Source organism: Rothia nasisuis, from assembly GCF_928381405.1.
In the GTDB taxonomy this organism is placed as follows: domain Bacteria; phylum Actinomycetota; class Actinomycetes; order Actinomycetales; family Micrococcaceae; genus Rothia; species Rothia nasisuis.
In genome coordinates, this window is the sequence record NZ_CAKMSB010000006.1 from 84690 (window position 1) to 100669 (window position 15980).

The 15980-nt window shown below is 59.9% G+C and carries 12 protein-coding genes and 1 tRNA gene; 7 read left to right on the top strand and 6 right to left on the bottom strand.

Annotated features, from left to right (window positions below; all coding sequences use genetic code 11):
• Window positions 1-21: 21 nt before the first annotated feature.
• A complete protein-coding gene (locus tag L6966_RS06715; RefSeq protein WP_083092008.1) occupies window positions 22-945 on the bottom strand; it encodes a DUF559 domain-containing protein in 924 nt (307 codons plus the stop codon).
• A gap of 426 nt (window positions 946-1371) precedes the next feature.
• Between L6966_RS06715 and purD the strand changes: the two genes are divergently transcribed.
• Both purD and L6966_RS06725 read left to right on the top strand, forming a co-directional pair.
• Window positions 1372-2661: a phosphoribosylamine--glycine ligase gene (gene purD, locus L6966_RS06720; RefSeq protein WP_083092007.1), complete on the top strand. Its 1290-nt coding sequence runs from the start codon at window positions 1372-1374 to the stop codon at window positions 2659-2661.
• A 70-nt stretch (window positions 2662-2731) separates the two neighbouring features.
• Window positions 2732-3652, top strand: coding sequence for a phosphoribosylaminoimidazolesuccinocarboxamide synthase (locus tag L6966_RS06725; protein WP_237224690.1), 921 nt, complete (start codon window positions 2732-2734; stop codon window positions 3650-3652).
• 90 nt (window positions 3653-3742) lie between these two features.
• On the opposite strand, the gene L6966_RS06730 is transcribed toward L6966_RS06725, so the two are convergent.
• Window positions 3743-4513, bottom strand: a complete 771-nt coding sequence (locus L6966_RS06730; protein WP_237224689.1) for a FadR/GntR family transcriptional regulator — start codon at window positions 4511-4513, stop codon at window positions 3743-3745.
• Between the two features lie 148 nt (window positions 4514-4661).
• A complete protein-coding gene (locus L6966_RS06735; RefSeq protein ID WP_083092004.1) occupies window positions 4662-6377 on the bottom strand; it encodes an L-lactate permease in 1716 nt (571 codons plus the stop codon).
• Window positions 6378-6833: 456 nt separating this feature from the next.
• Between L6966_RS06735 and L6966_RS06740 the strand changes: the two genes are divergently transcribed.
• From L6966_RS06740 to L6966_RS06760, 5 genes are all read left to right on the top strand, one after another.
• Window positions 6834-7631: a (Fe-S)-binding protein gene (locus tag L6966_RS06740; RefSeq protein ID WP_237233110.1), complete on the top strand. Its 798-nt coding sequence runs from the start codon at window positions 6834-6836 to the stop codon at window positions 7629-7631.
• A 3-nt stretch (window positions 7632-7634) separates the two neighbouring features.
• The gene (locus tag L6966_RS06745) at window positions 7635-9260 is read left to right on the top strand and encodes a LutB/LldF family L-lactate oxidation iron-sulfur protein (RefSeq protein WP_083092002.1); all 1626 of its coding nucleotides are present in this window, start codon (window positions 7635-7637) and stop codon (window positions 9258-9260) included.
• Window positions 9260-9901 carry a LutC/YkgG family protein gene (locus L6966_RS06750; protein WP_083092001.1) on the top strand — a complete coding sequence of 214 codons (642 nt, stop codon included), beginning with the start codon at window positions 9260-9262 and terminating at the stop codon, window positions 9899-9901. Before L6966_RS06745 ends, L6966_RS06750 begins: the two co-directional genes overlap by 1 nt.
• Before the next feature lie 120 nt (window positions 9902-10021).
• A complete protein-coding gene (locus tag L6966_RS06755; RefSeq protein ID WP_237224688.1) occupies window positions 10022-11035 on the top strand; it encodes a DUF418 domain-containing protein in 1014 nt (337 codons plus the stop codon).
• Between the two features lie 9 nt (window positions 11036-11044).
• Window positions 11045-13198, top strand: a complete 2154-nt coding sequence (locus L6966_RS06760) for an MMPL family transporter (protein WP_237224687.1) — start codon at window positions 11045-11047, stop codon at window positions 13196-13198.
• 70 nt (window positions 13199-13268) lie between these two features.
• Here L6966_RS06760 and L6966_RS06765 read toward each other — a convergent pair whose 3' ends face one another.
• The 3 genes from L6966_RS06765 to L6966_RS06775 all read right to left on the bottom strand — a co-directional run bounded on the left by L6966_RS06765 (window position 13269) and on the right by L6966_RS06775 (window position 15979).
• Window positions 13269-13829 carry an NADPH-dependent FMN reductase gene (locus L6966_RS06765; RefSeq protein ID WP_219336357.1) on the bottom strand — a complete coding sequence of 187 codons (561 nt, stop codon included), beginning with the start codon at window positions 13827-13829 and terminating at the stop codon, window positions 13269-13271.
• A 128-nt stretch (window positions 13830-13957) separates the two neighbouring features.
• Window positions 13958-14034 (bottom strand) — tRNA-Pro (locus L6966_RS06770).
• Between the two features lie 100 nt (window positions 14035-14134).
• Complete coding sequence (locus tag L6966_RS06775; protein WP_237224686.1) at window positions 14135-15979, bottom strand: ABC transporter ATP-binding protein; 1845 nt, start codon at window positions 15977-15979, stop codon at window positions 14135-14137.
• Window position 15980 lies beyond the last annotated feature (1 nt).

A 15980-nucleotide genomic window follows, 5' to 3' on the forward strand; every position in this document is an offset into this window, starting at 1 on the left:
AAATGCGGAAAGAATCGAGGGTCACCTCTCCAGCCTCTTCACCCCAGAACGCATGAGACGGTGAAGAACAACCTGAGGCTTATTCATCAGGTCATCCCAGGTGGCCCGAACTACCGTCCATCCCGTGAGCTCAAGAGAACGCTGCCGCAAGGCGTCCCTGCGCAGCTGTTCCTCCGTCGGGCGGTAGGCGCCGTAATATTTGTGCAAACCGTCGACCTCCAACAGAAGTTTCAATGACTCCCACGCAAAATCTGCTCGGTGCACCCTGCCATTATGAGTTCTAATTTCCAGCTGTTGACGAGGGCGTTCGAGGTTATACTGCACAATTCTGAGCATCGCTAAGGATTCAAGAGGCGATTCAGTCAGAACGCTCATTGACTCGGCGATAAGAGAAAAACTATTTGTTCCATAACCACTGGTGCTCTTGAGCTGGGTGTGCACATCTTGATAATTCACATGAGCCCGGTGCAGGAAATAGTCTGTAATCGCCAAGGCTTGGACTACAGGCAGAGTACGGGCACAATCAAGAATGGTCGTTAGCGGATCTGTTACCGAAAAACCACCTATCAGGTAGGCTGAAGCACACACCTCTGACCTGCAACTATGGTACTTGACCTGGCTGTGGTGCCGATGATTAGAACGAGGAAGGGACAGCTCAACTTTTGGGGGTAGCCCAAGGAGCGGGGCGCCCCACATCAGCGCAGCAGAGGCATGACTGAGCACTGCCTGCCGATGAGACATCGCGAGCGCTACAGTTACAGCAATACACCGCTCTTCAGGTGTCAACTGCCGGCCTTCTGATGCTGAGATGTAGACACCCCGTGTGAGCCTAATGAGCTCACCTCTTCGGCACATAGCACCAATGAGGTTTTTGCTGAACCCTTCGAGATTGAGCTGTTGAGATGTTTTTACCTTCGCAGCGATGCGTTCGATTCTGTCGTGCATGGGGCTACTGTTGCAGAGTAGCCGCCTGCGACTCAAGTACTATTTTTAAACCTGTGGATAACTTTCCTTATCACTTGTCATACCGCAGTTTAATAACGACAATAAAATCGCAACAGAAGGTCACAGTTACACCCTCCCTGTGGATAACACGAACGAAAACACCTTGCCGCATATACAGAAGCCGCCACGGGCATCCGCCTTTCCGCATTTATTCTGATTTACCCGCAACTAGTTGCGGGTAAATCAGAATAAATGCGGAAAGTGTGGGCGAAGGCTACGAGTGAAGCAGGTACGGACGCCGCTGCCCCTTATCTTGCCTTGGGGCTGGGAGGTGCGCTGTGGCGTCCGCAAAAAATCTATCGGCAAAAAGTGCCCACGCTGAGGTAAAAACTCATCAAACCATGGCCTTGCCGGTAGCCTGAAAGAATGAAGGTTTTGGTACTGGGCCCTGGTGGTCGTGAACACGCAATTATTCGCGCTCTTCTCAAAGATCCGGCTGTGACCGAGGTGCACTCAGCGCCGGGCAACGCCGGTATCGCTCAAGACGTTCCTACGCACGCCACAGACGCGAACAGCCCTGAGGCTGCCGTGGCACTGGCCACTGAACTAGCCGTTGACCTCGTCGTCATCGGCCCCGAAGCCCCCCTGGTGGCGGGCGTGTCGGATGCCCTGCGCGATGCGGGATTCGCGGTCTTTGGCCCCTCCAAGCAGGCCGCCCTGCTTGAAGCTTCCAAGGCTTTTGCTAAAGAGGTTATGGCCTCAGCTAACGTTCCCACCGCTATGGCCCGCGTAGCAGCCAGCCGTCAAGAAGCTGAAACCGCACTAGCTACCTTTGGCGCCCCCTATGTGGTCAAGGACGACGGCCTGGCAGCCGGTAAGGGCGTTGTGGTAACCGATGATTACGAGGCCGCTCTGGCCCACGCCGAAACCTGCTTTGCAGCCGGCGGCTCTGTGGTCATTGAAGAGTTCCTGGAGGGCCCCGAAGTCTCTCTCTTTGTTATCTCAGATGGGGCTACCTGCCTGCCCCTCTCGCCTGCCCAAGATTTCAAACGCATCTATGACAATGACGAAGGCCCCAACACCGGCGGCATGGGAGCCTACACGCCCCTGCCCTGGTTACCTGAAGGCTTCATAGAAGACGTCATTGAGCGTGTAGCCCAGCCCACAATTGACGAGATGGCCCGCCGGGGCACCCCCTTTGTCGGTGTGCTCTACTGTGGTCTGGCTGCGACCAGCCGCGGGATCCGCGTGATTGAGTTCAACGCCCGCTTTGGTGATCCCGAAACCCAGGCCGTGTTGGCGCGCCTGCGCACCCCACTCGGCGGCGTCCTTCTGGCAGCTGCTCAAGGGGACCTACCCGCAGGCTTAACCCTTGACTGGGATCCCCGCTCCGCTGTGGACGTGGTGATGGCCGCTGAGAACTACCCCGAAGCCCCGCGCAGGGGGGACGCTATTACCGGCCTTGAGGTTGCTAACGCGCTCGAGGACGTCCACGTAGATCACGCCGGAACCGCCCTTGAAGGTGACTCTATCGTCACCGCAGGGGGGCGTGTGCTCGCTGTCGTCGCGCTCGGAGGCACCCTGGCGGAGGCTCGCACCGCAGCCTATGAGGGCGTCAGAGCCATTAGCTGGGAAGGCTGCCAGCACCGCACCGACATCGCTCTCGCCGCCGCAGAAAATCGCATCACAATCCCAACCCAGAACCCATCTCTGTGACTGCCCACCGATACGCCGCGTAGGCAGTCACTGGGACCGTCACCCCATTGCCACCCCCAGGAGAAGCACCATGACTCATCCCCCCGCCGAGATTCCCGGCTGGAAGCACGTATATTCCGGTAAGGTTCGTGACCTTTACATCCCGAGCGAAGATACCCAAGACGCCACCGGCCTTAACCTGAAAGATGACGCTGAGCTACGCGCCGGTTCGGTCATGGTGGTCGCCACCGACCGCATCAGCGCTTTCGATCAGGTGCTACCTACCGAAATTCCTGACAAGGGTAAGATTCTGACCCAGATGTCGCTGTGGTGGTTCGATCAGCTCAAAGGTGTACCTAACCACGTGCTCTCCACCGACGTGCCCGAGGTTGTGGCTGGCCGTGCCATGATCTGTAAGTCTCTCAACATGTTCCCTGTGGAGTGCATTGTGCGCGGCTACCTGACCGGTTCGGGTCTGGCTTCTTACCAGAAGACCGGGAAGGTCAACGAATACACCCTGCCTGCTGGCCTGGTGGACGGTTCCCGTCTGCAGCCTGCGCTTTTCACCCCCACCGGTAAGGCCGAGGTGGGGGAGCACGATGAGCCCATCACCCGTGAAGAGCTCGACGCTGAGGTGGGAGAGGCTATCGCCGATCGCTTACAGGAGCTGACCCTCTACGTCTATGAGACTGCCGAGAGGATCGCCAGGGAGCGCGGCATCATTCTGGCAGATACCAAGATTGAGTTTGGCACCGACTCCTACCGGGGTGAAATTACACTGGGCGATGAGGTGCTGACCCCCGATTCCTCCCGCTTTTGGGATGCGAACGATTATCAGCCGGGCCGCCCCCAGCCGTCCTTCGATAAGCAGTATGTGCGCAATTGGCTTAGGGGCGATGAGTCGGGGTGGGACGGTGCCGGCCCTGTGCCCGAGCTCCCCGCTGAGGTGGTTGAGAAGACCCGCGCACGCTACCTAGAGGCTTACGAACGCTTGACCGGGCAGACGTTCTAGCCCCGGCCCCGCCGGGTGACAATAAGGTGTGATGCAGGAGGCCCCGTCATGTGTGACGGGGCCTCCTGCATCAGGGTGTGAGGTGTGCGACTAGGTGCCTCGGCCTTCTTCGCTACCTCGCACCTTCTGGTGGTACTCGTAGTGTGCGGCGCCAATTTCTGAGAGGGCGTAAAACCAGCGAATGTGCTCGGCCACGGTGCGGCGGGCGCGTTCGGGGTCTCCCGCAAGAACAGCTGCATAGATGGCGCGGTGCTGTTCTTGGAGCTCACGCTTGGTAGCGGCCCAATCCTCAAGGTAGGGCACGGCTTCTTGTACGTAACTGACGGTGGCTAAGTGCAGGGAGTCAATGACGGTGTCCATCACAATGTTGCCGCTGAGTGATGAGATTTCGTAGTGGAAGCGGGTGTCACAGAAGTGGAAGCGGTCATCTGAGATGTCGGCCCGGTCCATCTCGTCGAGATAGCGGAGGGCGTTAGTTAGGGACGCTGTGCGTTCGGGGTCGCTGGCTACGCCGGCTGCGCGGGCGGCAGCTTCGCCTTCGAGTAGGACGCGGGTGTTAACGATGTCGGCCACGGGCAGGGTGCGCGTGGCGATGTGCATGCGCAGAGCCCAGCCGAGAGCGTCCGAGGGCTCTGAGACGACAACGGCACCGGCTTTGGGCCCTGACCCAACGCCAGAGCGTATCAACCCTACTGCCGAGAGAATACGCAGTGCCTCGCGTACGGAGGCCCGGGAGATACCGTATTTTTCGGCTAGTGATCGTTCGCCGGGTAGCCGGTCACCTACTCGCAGCTGGCCGTGTCGCAACCGGTATTCGATAGATGTAAGCAGGGCCGTGTAGGTGGGTTCTTTTTCTTTCACACGCTGCCTTTCGGTGAGAAGGTGTGCGGCGGGGCTATCTTGGGCATAAACCGAGGGCGGCGCAGAACCAGCCGTGTGTGCTGTGGTTCTGCGCCGCCCGCCGTGGTGGGGCTTTATCCGGGGCTCACCGGTGTGAGCAGGCCTCGGTTTAGCGGTCGCCCAGGTAGGGCTCGACCATCAGGCCCGAGAGAACGGTGGCCTGGAGCAGAACCAGCACGCAGACCGCGATGAGCAGGACGAAAGACCAGCCCAGAACCGATTTGAAGATTTCGGATTCTTTACCCTCCATGTCAACTGAGGTGGCTGCAATGGCCAGAGACTGAGGTGAAATCATCTTACCGACCACACCACCGGTGGTGTTAGCTGCCAGCATGAGTTCGGGGTGGGCGCCAGGAACGCCGTTGGCCTGAAGGTTCTCAGCTGCAGTGACCTGCAACTTAGAGAAGAGTGCGTTGGCTGAGGTATCGGAGCCGGTGACGGCGGTGCCGACCCAGCCTAGAACGGGTGCCAGGAAGGCGTAGACAACACCCAGGGAGGCGACGTATTCACCGATGGCAACGGTCTGGCCGGAGTAGTTCATGACGAAGGCCAGGGCCAGAACGAGGGCGATGGTGACGGCTGTCCAGCGCATCTTGTATGCTACGGCGCCGATTTCCTTGATGGCATCTGCAACGGCCAGCTTGTAGGTGCCCTGTTCGTTGAAGGTGGAGTAGAGGACTGCAACGAGCAAGCCGGAAATCAGCAGGTAGGTGCCGGGGTTGTTGAGCCAGGACCAGGTGTAGGCGGAGTTGACGGGGTCGCCCGATGCGGTGAGCAGGCGCTCTGAGAGCAGGGGCATCTGGAACTTGATAGCGGTGGTTTTCAACCAGTCAACAAGCGGGGTGAAGAGGTTGGCAATACCGAAGATGATGACAACGACCAGGTAGGGCATGAGGGCCATCCAGATACGGCGGCCGGGTAGGTGTGCAGCTTCGAGGGGAGCGGTGATGCCGTAGCGCTCGCGCACGCCCTCAACACCGCGGGGCTTGACGAAGCGCATGAAGACAACGGCAACTGCGATGGACACGATGCAGGCTATGACGTCGGTGAGCTGGTAGACGAAGTAGGTTGCGGCCCACCACTGGGCGATGGCGAAGGAGGCGCCAATAACCGCTGCGTGAATCCAGGCGTCCTTGAGGCCCTTGATGCCATCAAGGATCCAGAGCAGGATGAAGGGCACGAAGAAGGCAATAAAAGGGGCCTGGTGGCCAACAATTGCGGCAACATTAACCGCTGCCTGCGCGCCTTGTTCGTTGGCGCCGTAGACTACTTCACCGGCGGTGGTGATGGGGATTGCTACTGCTCCGAAGGCAACGGGGGCAGTGTTGGCAATCAGGACGGTGGTGGCAGCCTTGAGGGGCTTGACACCGAGAGCCAGAATCATGGTTGCAGTAATGGCAACGGGGGCGCCAAAGCCTGCTAGAGCTTCGAGCAGGCCACCGAAGCAGAAGGCAATCAGGATGGCCTGGATGCGCAGGTCTCCGCCACCAATGAGGTCGAAGGTGCGGCGCAGGTCTTCAAAGCGACCTGAGAGTACGGTGACCTGGTAGAACCAGATGGCCATGAGGATAACCCAGGCGATGGGGAAGAGGCCGTAGATGCCGCCGCGGAAGGCGGACATGCCAGCCAAATCCCAGGGCATACCGAAGCCAAAGACAGCAACGAGCACGGCAACGACGAGGGAGACGAGGCCTGCGACGTGGGCTCGGGCCTTGAAGCCCAGCAACATGATAAAGAATGCCAGAAGCGGCAGGGTTGAGACGAGCGCGCTGAGCGCCAGGCTACCCCCTACAGCATCGGTAACAGCGGTGTAGGTGTTTTCCACTGCGGTTCTCCTTTGTGTGATGTGTGTTCTGGTAGGTGCCGCTTCTGCGGGGCATCTGCCAAAAGAATGTGGTCTAACCTTGTGTGGTCAGACCATTATGTTCGAGGTCTAGGTTACATGACTCTGTTCACAGAGACCAAGTTTTGGAGGGAGCTCACGCCCGGTAATTTTTTCTGCCTGCCTAGTAGTGGGCTTTCGCGGGCTCAAACTGCCTGTATAACCGTTATTGCGACGGGGGGCGTGGCCTGACCAATAGGTTATTTGCTGAGGAAAATGTGCCCTATTTAAAGTGTTAATTCGTGCCTGCAATCGTGTTAAATGAAGAGTAAGAACAGAGAATCTAAACAGGCACCTGCCTTGGTGAGCCCACCCTTCTGCGCCCCGGCGTCCTTGTGACGCACGGCCGCCGGGGTGCCGCTCAGGCATCGCGCCGTACAGCAGATAGAGAGAACCAACATGCGTGTCGCACTGTTTTCAACGTGCATCGTCGACGCAATGTACCCCAAGGTAGCCAAAGCTACCGTAGACATTCTGGAGCGCCTGGGCCACGAGGTCGTGTTCCCGCAGGGTCAGACCTGCTGCTCGCAGATGCATGTCAACTCGGGGTACTTCGACGATGCCTACCCCATCGTCAAAACCCACGTGGAGGCCTTCACCGAATGGGACTTCGATGCCATCGTGGCCCCCTCAGGTTCCTGCGTGGCCTCGCTGGGCCACCAGCAGCCCATGATTGCAGAACGAGCAGGTGATCAAGCAACCGCCCAGACCGCTACGTCCCTAGCTGCCCGCTCCTTTGAACTGGCAGAGTTCCTCATCGACGTCTGCGGTATCACCAACGCAGCTGAACAGCTCGGCTCCTACTTTCCCGAAAAAGTCACCTACCACTCCTCCTGCCACGGCATGCGCCTGCTACACCTGGGTACCCGTCAGGAGGATTTGATCCGCACAGTGGGGGGCCTGGAATACACCCAGATTGACGGCCTGGACCAGTGCTGCGGCTTTGGCGGCACCTTCTCCTTCAAGAACGCTGACACCTCAGGTGCCATGGTCGCCGACAAGGTAGAGAACATCGAAGCCACCGGCGCGTCCGTCTGCACCGGTGGTGACTCCTCCTGCCTGATGAACATTGGCGGCGCCCTCTCCCGCAAGAGCTCGCCCGTCCAGACCGTTCACTTTGCCGAGATTCTAGCCTCCACCCAGGAGAACCCGCTCACAGTCACCGGCCCCGTAGCAGTTACCACAGGAGGTAAGTAAGACATGTCAACTACCGCACTGGGTATGCCCAAGGTCCGCCACGGCGTTGGCAACATCTTCGAGTTCGAGCCCTTCCCCGAATACGCCGAAAAGGAGCTACAGAACGAGCAGCTGCGCGCCAACCTGGGCTTTGCTACCCACAAGATTCGCACCAAGCGCGCCAACGTCATCAGTGAACTGCCCGACTGGCAGGAGCTACGCACCGCCGGTTCCATGATCAAGCAAAAGGTCATGGCCAACCTCGACACCTACCTCGAAGAATTCGAAAAGAACTTCACCGCCCGCGGCGGCCACGTACACTGGGCGCGCGACGCCCACGAGGCCAACGAGATTGCCCTCAAGCTCATTCAGGCTGAAGGCGTCACCGAGGTCAACAAGATTAAATCGATGGCCACCGCAGAGACCGGCCTCAACGAGTTCCTTGAAGAGCACGGCATTTCGGCTATCGAAACCGACCTTGCAGAAGAAATCGTGCAGCTAGGCGACAATGACCGCCCCTCCCATATTCTGGTGCCCGCTATTCACCGCAACCGCACCGAAATTCGTGATATCTTCCTCAAGAAAATTGAGGGGGTCAACCCCGACCTGTCCAACGACCCCGCTGAGCTGGCTGAGGCCTCCCGCTTCCGCCTGCGCGAAAAGTTCTTGGTCAACAAGGTCGCTATCTCGGGCGTCAACTTCGGTATCGCAGAAACCGGCACCATGACCATCGTTGAGTCTGAGGGCAACGGCCGCATGTGCCTGACCCTGCCCGATACCCTCATCACCTTCATGGGCATCGAAAAGCTACTGCCGACCGTCCAGGACCTTGAGGTCTTCACCCAGCTGCTGCCCCGCTCGTCCACCGGTGAGCGTATGAACCCCTACACCTCCATGTGGACCGGAGTCACCCCCGGTGACGGCCCCCAGAACCTGCACGTGATCCTCATGGACAACGGTCGTACAGCCGCACTGGCTGACCAGGTTGGCCGTCAGGCTCTGCACTGCATCCGCTGCTCGGCCTGCATGAACGTTTGCCCCGTCTACGAACGCGCGGGCGGCCACGCCTATGGTTCCACCTATCCCGGCCCCATCGGCGCGATTCTCTCACCCCAGCTGGGCGGTATAGAGAACCAGTACAACTCCACCCTGCCCTACGCTTCCTCCCTCTGCGGTGCCTGCTACGATGCCTGCCCCGTCAAAATCAACATCCCTGACGTGCTGGTCCACCTGCGCGGCAAGGCCGTTGACCACGAAAAGGCCCAGGGCGAGTTCGCCGGTGGCAAGAAGGAACGCCACGTGCAGATGGACGCCATGATGTTCGGTGCTAAGAAGCTCTTTAGCTCCGGTAAGCTCATGGCCCTGGCTACCAAGGGTCTGCCCGCTTCCAAGTTGATTACTGGCAAGAAGGGTAAGATTACCAAGCTACCCGGTATCGTTGGCGGCTGGACCGAATACCGCGACATTCCCGAGCCCCCCAAGAGCTCCTTCCGCAATGAGTGGAAGAAGGAGCGCGGCTCCGCCCCCAAGCGTGTGGGTGGCGAACGCGTTGACCTGCAGGCCATCATCGCAGCCAACCAGGGCAAGATTGCCGAGGCCCACGCTAACGCTGAGACCGCCAACCCCATCGCCCCCAAGGAGGCTAACTAATGTCTGATGCAAAAGCCGAGATTCTGGGCCGCATCCGCTCCTCCCTCTGGGACCACCCGCAACCAGAAGAGCCGACCCGTGCCTACCGCCGCGAGAGTGACAAGGGCACCGAAGAGATTATTGAGATGCTGGTCGACCGTCTAGTCGACTACAAGGCCAACGTCTACCACGAGACCGACGAGACCATCGCGGCCCGTGTGAGCGAACTGTTGGGGCAGTCCTCTCGCTACGTGGTTCCCAACGGCCTGAAGTCAGAGTGGTTGCCCGAGGATACCGCCGTCCGCTCTCGTGTGGTTGACTCCGGTAATGTAAACAAGCCCGGTGCCCTGAGCGTGCGCGAGCTGGACGCCATTGACGCGGTTGTTACCTCCTCGACTGTCTCCTGCGCCGAGACCGGCACGATTGCCCTGAACTCCACAGAGCAGGAGGGCCGCCGCGCCATCACCCTGGTGCCCGACCACCACATTTGCGTGGTTCCCGTGGACACCATTGTTGAGCTCATCCCTGAGACCGTGGCCCGCCTGAACTTTGACAAGCCCATCACCTGGATTTCAGGGCCGTCAGCGACCTCAGACATCGAGCTGATTCGCGTGGAGGGCGTGCACGGCCCCCGTACCCTGGACGTCATCATTCTCTCGTAGACCCGCCACCCAACTTATGGATCAGTCAGTTCGCATTTTGCGGGTAAACAACCCCACAAAATGCGAACTGACTGGTCCATAGGTTTAGAGTGGAGATGACGAGATGAGGGGAGGGGAACTATGGCATATATGGCCGGGGCGGGCAGAGTCATTGGCGTTGACCTGGCGCGCTGCGCCGCCCTGATAAGCATGTTCGTTGCTCACGTTGCGCCGGGGCGCGGGCCCGGTGGCGTATTTAACCTGAGCGAGTTTCTTGCGGCCCCTCTCTTCGCTTTCCTGCTAGGCGCTGCGACCTTCCTGTCGTCTCAACGCATGAGCTTCTCAGCTCTCTTTGCCTCGTCAGTAGTTCGCGCTATCGCCCTGGTGGCGGTTGGTCTCTATATCGGCTCTTGGGGCGCGCACGTGGATATCGTGCTGGAGTACCTGGGGCTTCTGAGCCTGCTGATGGCTCCGCTGGTTTTTCTGCCCCGGTGGGCGCTGGGAATCCTAGCGGTAGCAAGCTGGTGGTTCGCTGCACAGGCACGCGACTATTTCGCTCCCCAGTACACGGACGCCCTGGCGGACGGCAGCCACACCGCCTATCTTGTGCAGTGGATGTTCACCGGGCCTAACTACCAGGTCTTTACCCTGTTGACCTACGCCTGTGCGGGCGCGGTGATTGCAACCTTCATGGAGCGCTGGGGTGTGCTGGGCGACACCGCTCTGGCGGTAGTGGGTAGCACGGCAGCCGGAGCCCTCTTCTGGTACTCGCGCACGGCCGTCCCCGAATTTCTGCCCTACACCTCTAGCCGCCTGGAGATTGCTTTTAGCCTGTCGGCCTGCCTGGCTGCAACAGGCTGGTGCTGCCTCTTGGCACGTGCGCTGGCCAGCCGAGAGGCGCTACTTGCGCCTCTGATACTGGCCGGGCGTATGACGCTGAGCCTCTACGTTCTGCAGGTTGCTGCGCTGGCAATCTATGCGAGCTACGCCCCAGGTCGCGGGTTGCCCAGTGCCGACGACTCCTACCCCATGATGGTGGGTCTAATTCTAGGTGCCCTCCTCTTTGCCTGGCTGTGGGACCGCCTGCTGGGGCACACCCCTGTGCACCGCGGCCCTCTTGAGACGCCGTTAGCGTGGATTTCCGGCAGGGGATAGACTCTCAGCATGCATACTTTTCCTTCGGGGGCAGGCTCTGCCAAGGCCCGTTCGTCCTCGCGCACCTGGGTGCGGGTAGCCCTGGCTGCCCTGCTTACCCTAGCCTGGCTGGCCGTGGCAGGTATCGGCGGGCCCTACTTTGGCAAAATTTCTGAAGTTTCTACCAACTCTCAGACCGACTTTCTGCCCGCCTCTGCTGAATCCACCCAGGTGGTAGAGCAGCAGGGCGACTTTTTGGGCACCGACGCGGTGCCCGCAATCCTTGTCTTTGAGGCGGACGGCTCCCTCACCGAAGCTCACCGCACCTACCTGGAGGGTTTGACCGACCAGCTGGCGGCGTCCGGAACCTTCACCGGTGAGAGTTCCCCCGTCATCTACTCAGAGGACGGCCGGGCGGCAGAGCTGGTCCTCCCCATCTCCACCGATGTGGAGACCCGAGAGGTCGTTGACGGCATCCGTGCTGAGATAGCCCAAGCACCCAACGGTCTGACCGGGTACGTGACCGGCCCCGCGGGCTTCTCTGCTGACCTGGTCGAAGCCTTTGGCGGTATCGACGGTATCCTGCTGGCGGTAGCCCTCATCGTGGTCTTTGTGATTCTGCTGGTCGTCTACCGCTCACCCCTGCTCCCCATCATCGTATTGATCAGCTCGATGGTTGCCCTCTCGGGCGCGATTTTCGTCATCTGGCACATGGCGAATGCTGGCTGGGTGATGATTAACGGCCAGGTGCAGGGCATTCTGCTAATTTTGGTGGTGGGTGCCGCCACCGACTACTCCCTGCTCTATGTAGCCCGCTACCGTGAGGCCCTGACCCAGCACGTTTCCCGCTGGGAGGCAACACGGGCCGCCTGGCGCGGCTCCCTCGAACCGATCCTGGCCTCTGGTGGCACGGTGATTGCGGGCCTGCTCTGCCTGCTGCTCTCCGAGCTGTCGTCCAATAAGGCTCTGGGCCCCGTGGCTGCGACCGGTATCGTACTGTCGATGCTGGCCTCGCTCACCTTCCTGCCCGCCGTCCTGGCCCTGATGGGCAGGGTGGCCTTCTGGCCTGCCCGCCCCCTATACTCCTCTGAGGTGAAGGACGCTTCGGCCGGCTTCTGGACAAAAGTTTCAGCTTTTGTGGCGGGCAAGCCCCGCAAGGTCTGGCTGGTTACCGCCCTGGTGCTGGCTCTTTTTGCCGGCTTTTCTGCAACCTTTCAGGCCAACGGCGTGCGTCAGTCTGACCTGGTGCTGGGAGAGTCCCAGGCCAGGGACGGCCAGAACGTGCTTGCTGAGCACTTCCCCGGTGGCTCAGGTTCACCGGCTAACGTCATTATTCCCGCAATTGAACAGGAGGCGGCTGTGGCGGCCCTCGATAGCCTGGATGGGGTAAGCTCCATCGCCGCTGTAGCCCAAGACTCACCTGCTGGCACTGTTCCGGTGGGGGTATCCGCTGAGTCGGCACCGCCCGCTTTTGCCGGTATCAGCCCCACGGAGGTCGGGGGGCGTATCATGCTCCAGGTAACCCTGGCCGACCCCGCTGACTCACAGCAGGCAGAAGAAACCGTTGGCCAGATGCGTGAGATCCTTGCCAGCGAGGCCCCCGGCTCGCTGGTAGGCGGAACCACCGCGTCCGCACTTGACACCATCGACAGCGCCCAGCGCGACCGGGCCCTGATTATCCCGGTTGTACTCGCAGTGATCACCCTCATCTTGATGGTTCTGTTGCGCTCAATTCTGGCACCGCTGACTCTGGTTGCCGCCACGGTGCTCTCCTACCTCACGGCCCTGGGTGTTTCTGCCCTGGTTTTCAACCACCTTTTCAACTTTCCCGGGGCCGACCCCACCGTGCCCCTCTACGGGTTTGTATTCCTGGTAGCTCTGGGTATTGACTACACCATCTTTCTTATGACCCGCGTAAGAGAAGAGGCCCTGCATCAGGGAACCAAGAGTGGCCTGCGGACCGCCCTGGTGGCAACCGGCGGGGTGATTACCTCAGCCGGTATCGTGCTGGCTGCAACCTTCGCCGCCCTGGGTGTTATTCCGCTGATCTTCTTGGCCCAGCTTGCCTTCATCGTTGCCTTTGGCGTGCTACTCGATGCGACCGTGGTGCGTGCCCTGCTCATTCCTGCCCTTGTTGAAGACATCGGCAAGAAAATCTGGTGGCCTTCTCGGCTGGCTCGGTAGAATCGCCCGCGGTCACGCACAAGGGCCACCTCATCTGAGGTGGCCCTTGTTAGCTATAGGAGCTCGGGGTTTACTTGCCTAGGAACTCCAGGTAGGCATCGACGAACTCGTCAACGTTCTTCTGCTGCTCGCCGTCGAGCTCTAGCTTGCCGGTTCCCCATGCTTCACCAGGAATGCGGATGCCCAGGCCCTCACCCTCCATCAGGTTCGCACGGACGTAGGGCACCAGGTGGCGCAGATGCTCGCGCACAAACTTGCCGTAGGTTGAGTTAGCAGCGGAAGCAACGCCAACCTTCTTGCCGTTGAGAACGGTGGGAGACTCGTTATCACCGGCGATAACAGCGCGTGAGGCCCAGTCAATCAGGTTCTTGAGACGTGCAGGGTAGGAGCCATTGTACTCGGGGGAGACAAAAATCAGGCCTGTTGCCTCGGCAATGTCTGCACGTAGCTGTTGTACGGAGGCAGGAGCGGGGAACTCGGAGTTCTGGCTCAGCATGGGCACGGCAGAGAAATCATACACCTCAGCGGCCTGGCCCTTGGCTTCGAGAGCTTCGGTGAGCTGCTCGGCCAGCTGGGTATTGAAAGAACCCTCACGATCGGAGCCTGAGATAATGAGTACCTTGGTGGACACGGTAGACTTTCCTTTCACGTCTTAATTTTCATAGTAACTATAGAACCAAGATGGTTTACCTTGCAACTACTTTGGGGTCGAAAAGCAGAGAAACCGCCCTCCGGGAGTACCAGAGAGCGGTTTGAGCTTGGTCGGGATGACAGGATTTGAACCTGCGGCCTCGTCGTCCCGAACGACGCGCGCTACCAAGCTGCGCTACATCCCGAGAATTGATTTACACCGAGGTGATAACAACCTCTCAAGTATAACGTGCAGCCCCTACCCCTGCAAAACAGGGGTTCAGCCCACTGGGCTTGCCGGGCGAGCTACCCAGGTAGCGTTGAGGAATCCGGTGCGTTGACCCGGTTGTTCTTGTCCCAGGAAGCCACCATACCGGCGAAGCGGCCGCCGGCCTTTACCAGAGCAGCGGGGGAGCCGTCCTCAACTACCCGGCCAGCAGCGATGACCAGTACCCGGTCTGCCGTCAGCACCGTAGAGAGACGGTGGGCAATTACCAGTGAGGTGCGCCCGGCCAGCAGGGTTTCTAGGCCGCGCTGCACCAGCTTCTCGGTGGGTATATCCAGCGAGGCGGTGGCCTCATCGAGAATCAGCACGGCAGGGTCAGCCAAGAAAGCGCGCGCGAAGGAAATGAGCTGCCGCTGACCGGCTGAAACACGCCCGCCGCGCTTGGAGAGATGGGTATCAAAGCCCTGTGGCAGGCTTGTGATGAAGTCGTAGGCGCCCACGCGGCGGGCAGCCTCAAAGACCTGTTCGTCCGTGGCACTGGGGTTGCCCAGGCGGATGTTATCGGCCACCGAGCCCTTGAAGAGGAAGGCCTCCTGCGTCACCATGACCACTTCACGGTGCAATTGCTCATCAGCTAGATCCCTCACATCCACCCCGTCCAGGGTGATGGAACCTGCGGTCACGTCATAAAAACGGGCCACCAGTTTAGCGAGGGTTGACTTGCCCGCGCCGGTCTCGCCCACCAGAGCCAGACGCTGCCCGGCAGGGACCTCAAGGCTCAGTCGGTGAAGGGCAGGGAGCCCTGCCACGTACTCAAAGTCAACACCGTCAAAAACCAGCTCACCGGTGGCCGGTTGCTTGCGAGCTACAGGGTGCTCAGGCTCAGCCACCTGGGGTTCTTCGGCCAGAAAGCCCGAGACTTTCTCGAGTGCCGACACCGCAGACTGGAACATGTTGTAGTAGTCAGAGAGCATAAAAATCGGTTCAAAGACGCGGTTGGCATAGATGACAAGCGCGAGCAGGGTACCAGCCTGCATGGTGCCACCCAGAATGGAGTACCCGCCGATGATTAGCACAGCGGCCACAAACGTGTTCCCTAGGGCCTGGAGGGAGGGCATGTAGGTGCCGTGAACCTTGATGGACTGCATGGCGCGCACGCGGTACTCTTCGGCGGTCTTAGCGTAGGCGGCGCGGGCAGGGGCCTCGGCGCTGAAGGCCTTGACGGCACGGAGACCGGTAAAGGTCTCAGAGAAGCGGGAGATAATTTTGGCTGAGGCAACGCGCCCGGCCCGGTAGGCCAGCTCCGATTCGCGGCGGAACCAGGAGGTTAACCAGGCTAGCGGCAACATGATGACGACGAGGGCCACGCCGGCGCGCCAGTCCATGAGGGTGAGGGCGAGCACGGTAAAAATGATGGCAAGTAGCATGGCGGCCAGCTCGGAAAGCCCGGAGTCAAAGAACTGGCGGATGGTGTCGAGGTCACTGGTTAATCGTGAAATCACGCGGCCCGAGGTGTAGGTGTCATGGAAGCCTACCGAGAGTTTCTGCGAGTGTTCAAACATGCGCAGGCGCAGGTTGTAGAGTACCTGCTGCGAAATCTTGTGGGTGAGGAGCACGTTGGCGTAGGTGGCGATGCCGGAAACCGCAGCAGCCGCTGCATAGGTAATGGTCAGCCAGATGGCGTAGGCGGGGTCGTTGGCTAGCAGAGGTTCGAGAGCATCGTTGATGGCTGTAGAAATCAGCCAGGGCATGGCCGTGGTCAGGGCAGTGGCCAGGACGACCAAAAAGAGGGTAACGAGAAGCTGGGCGCGAAGAGGGCGCAAGGACTCCTTCAGCAGGGCCAGGGAGCGGCGGCGAACCTCACGCGCCTCGTCCTTGCTGAGCGTAATCTTGTCTTCAGACTCGATAATGTTGTTACTTGCCATG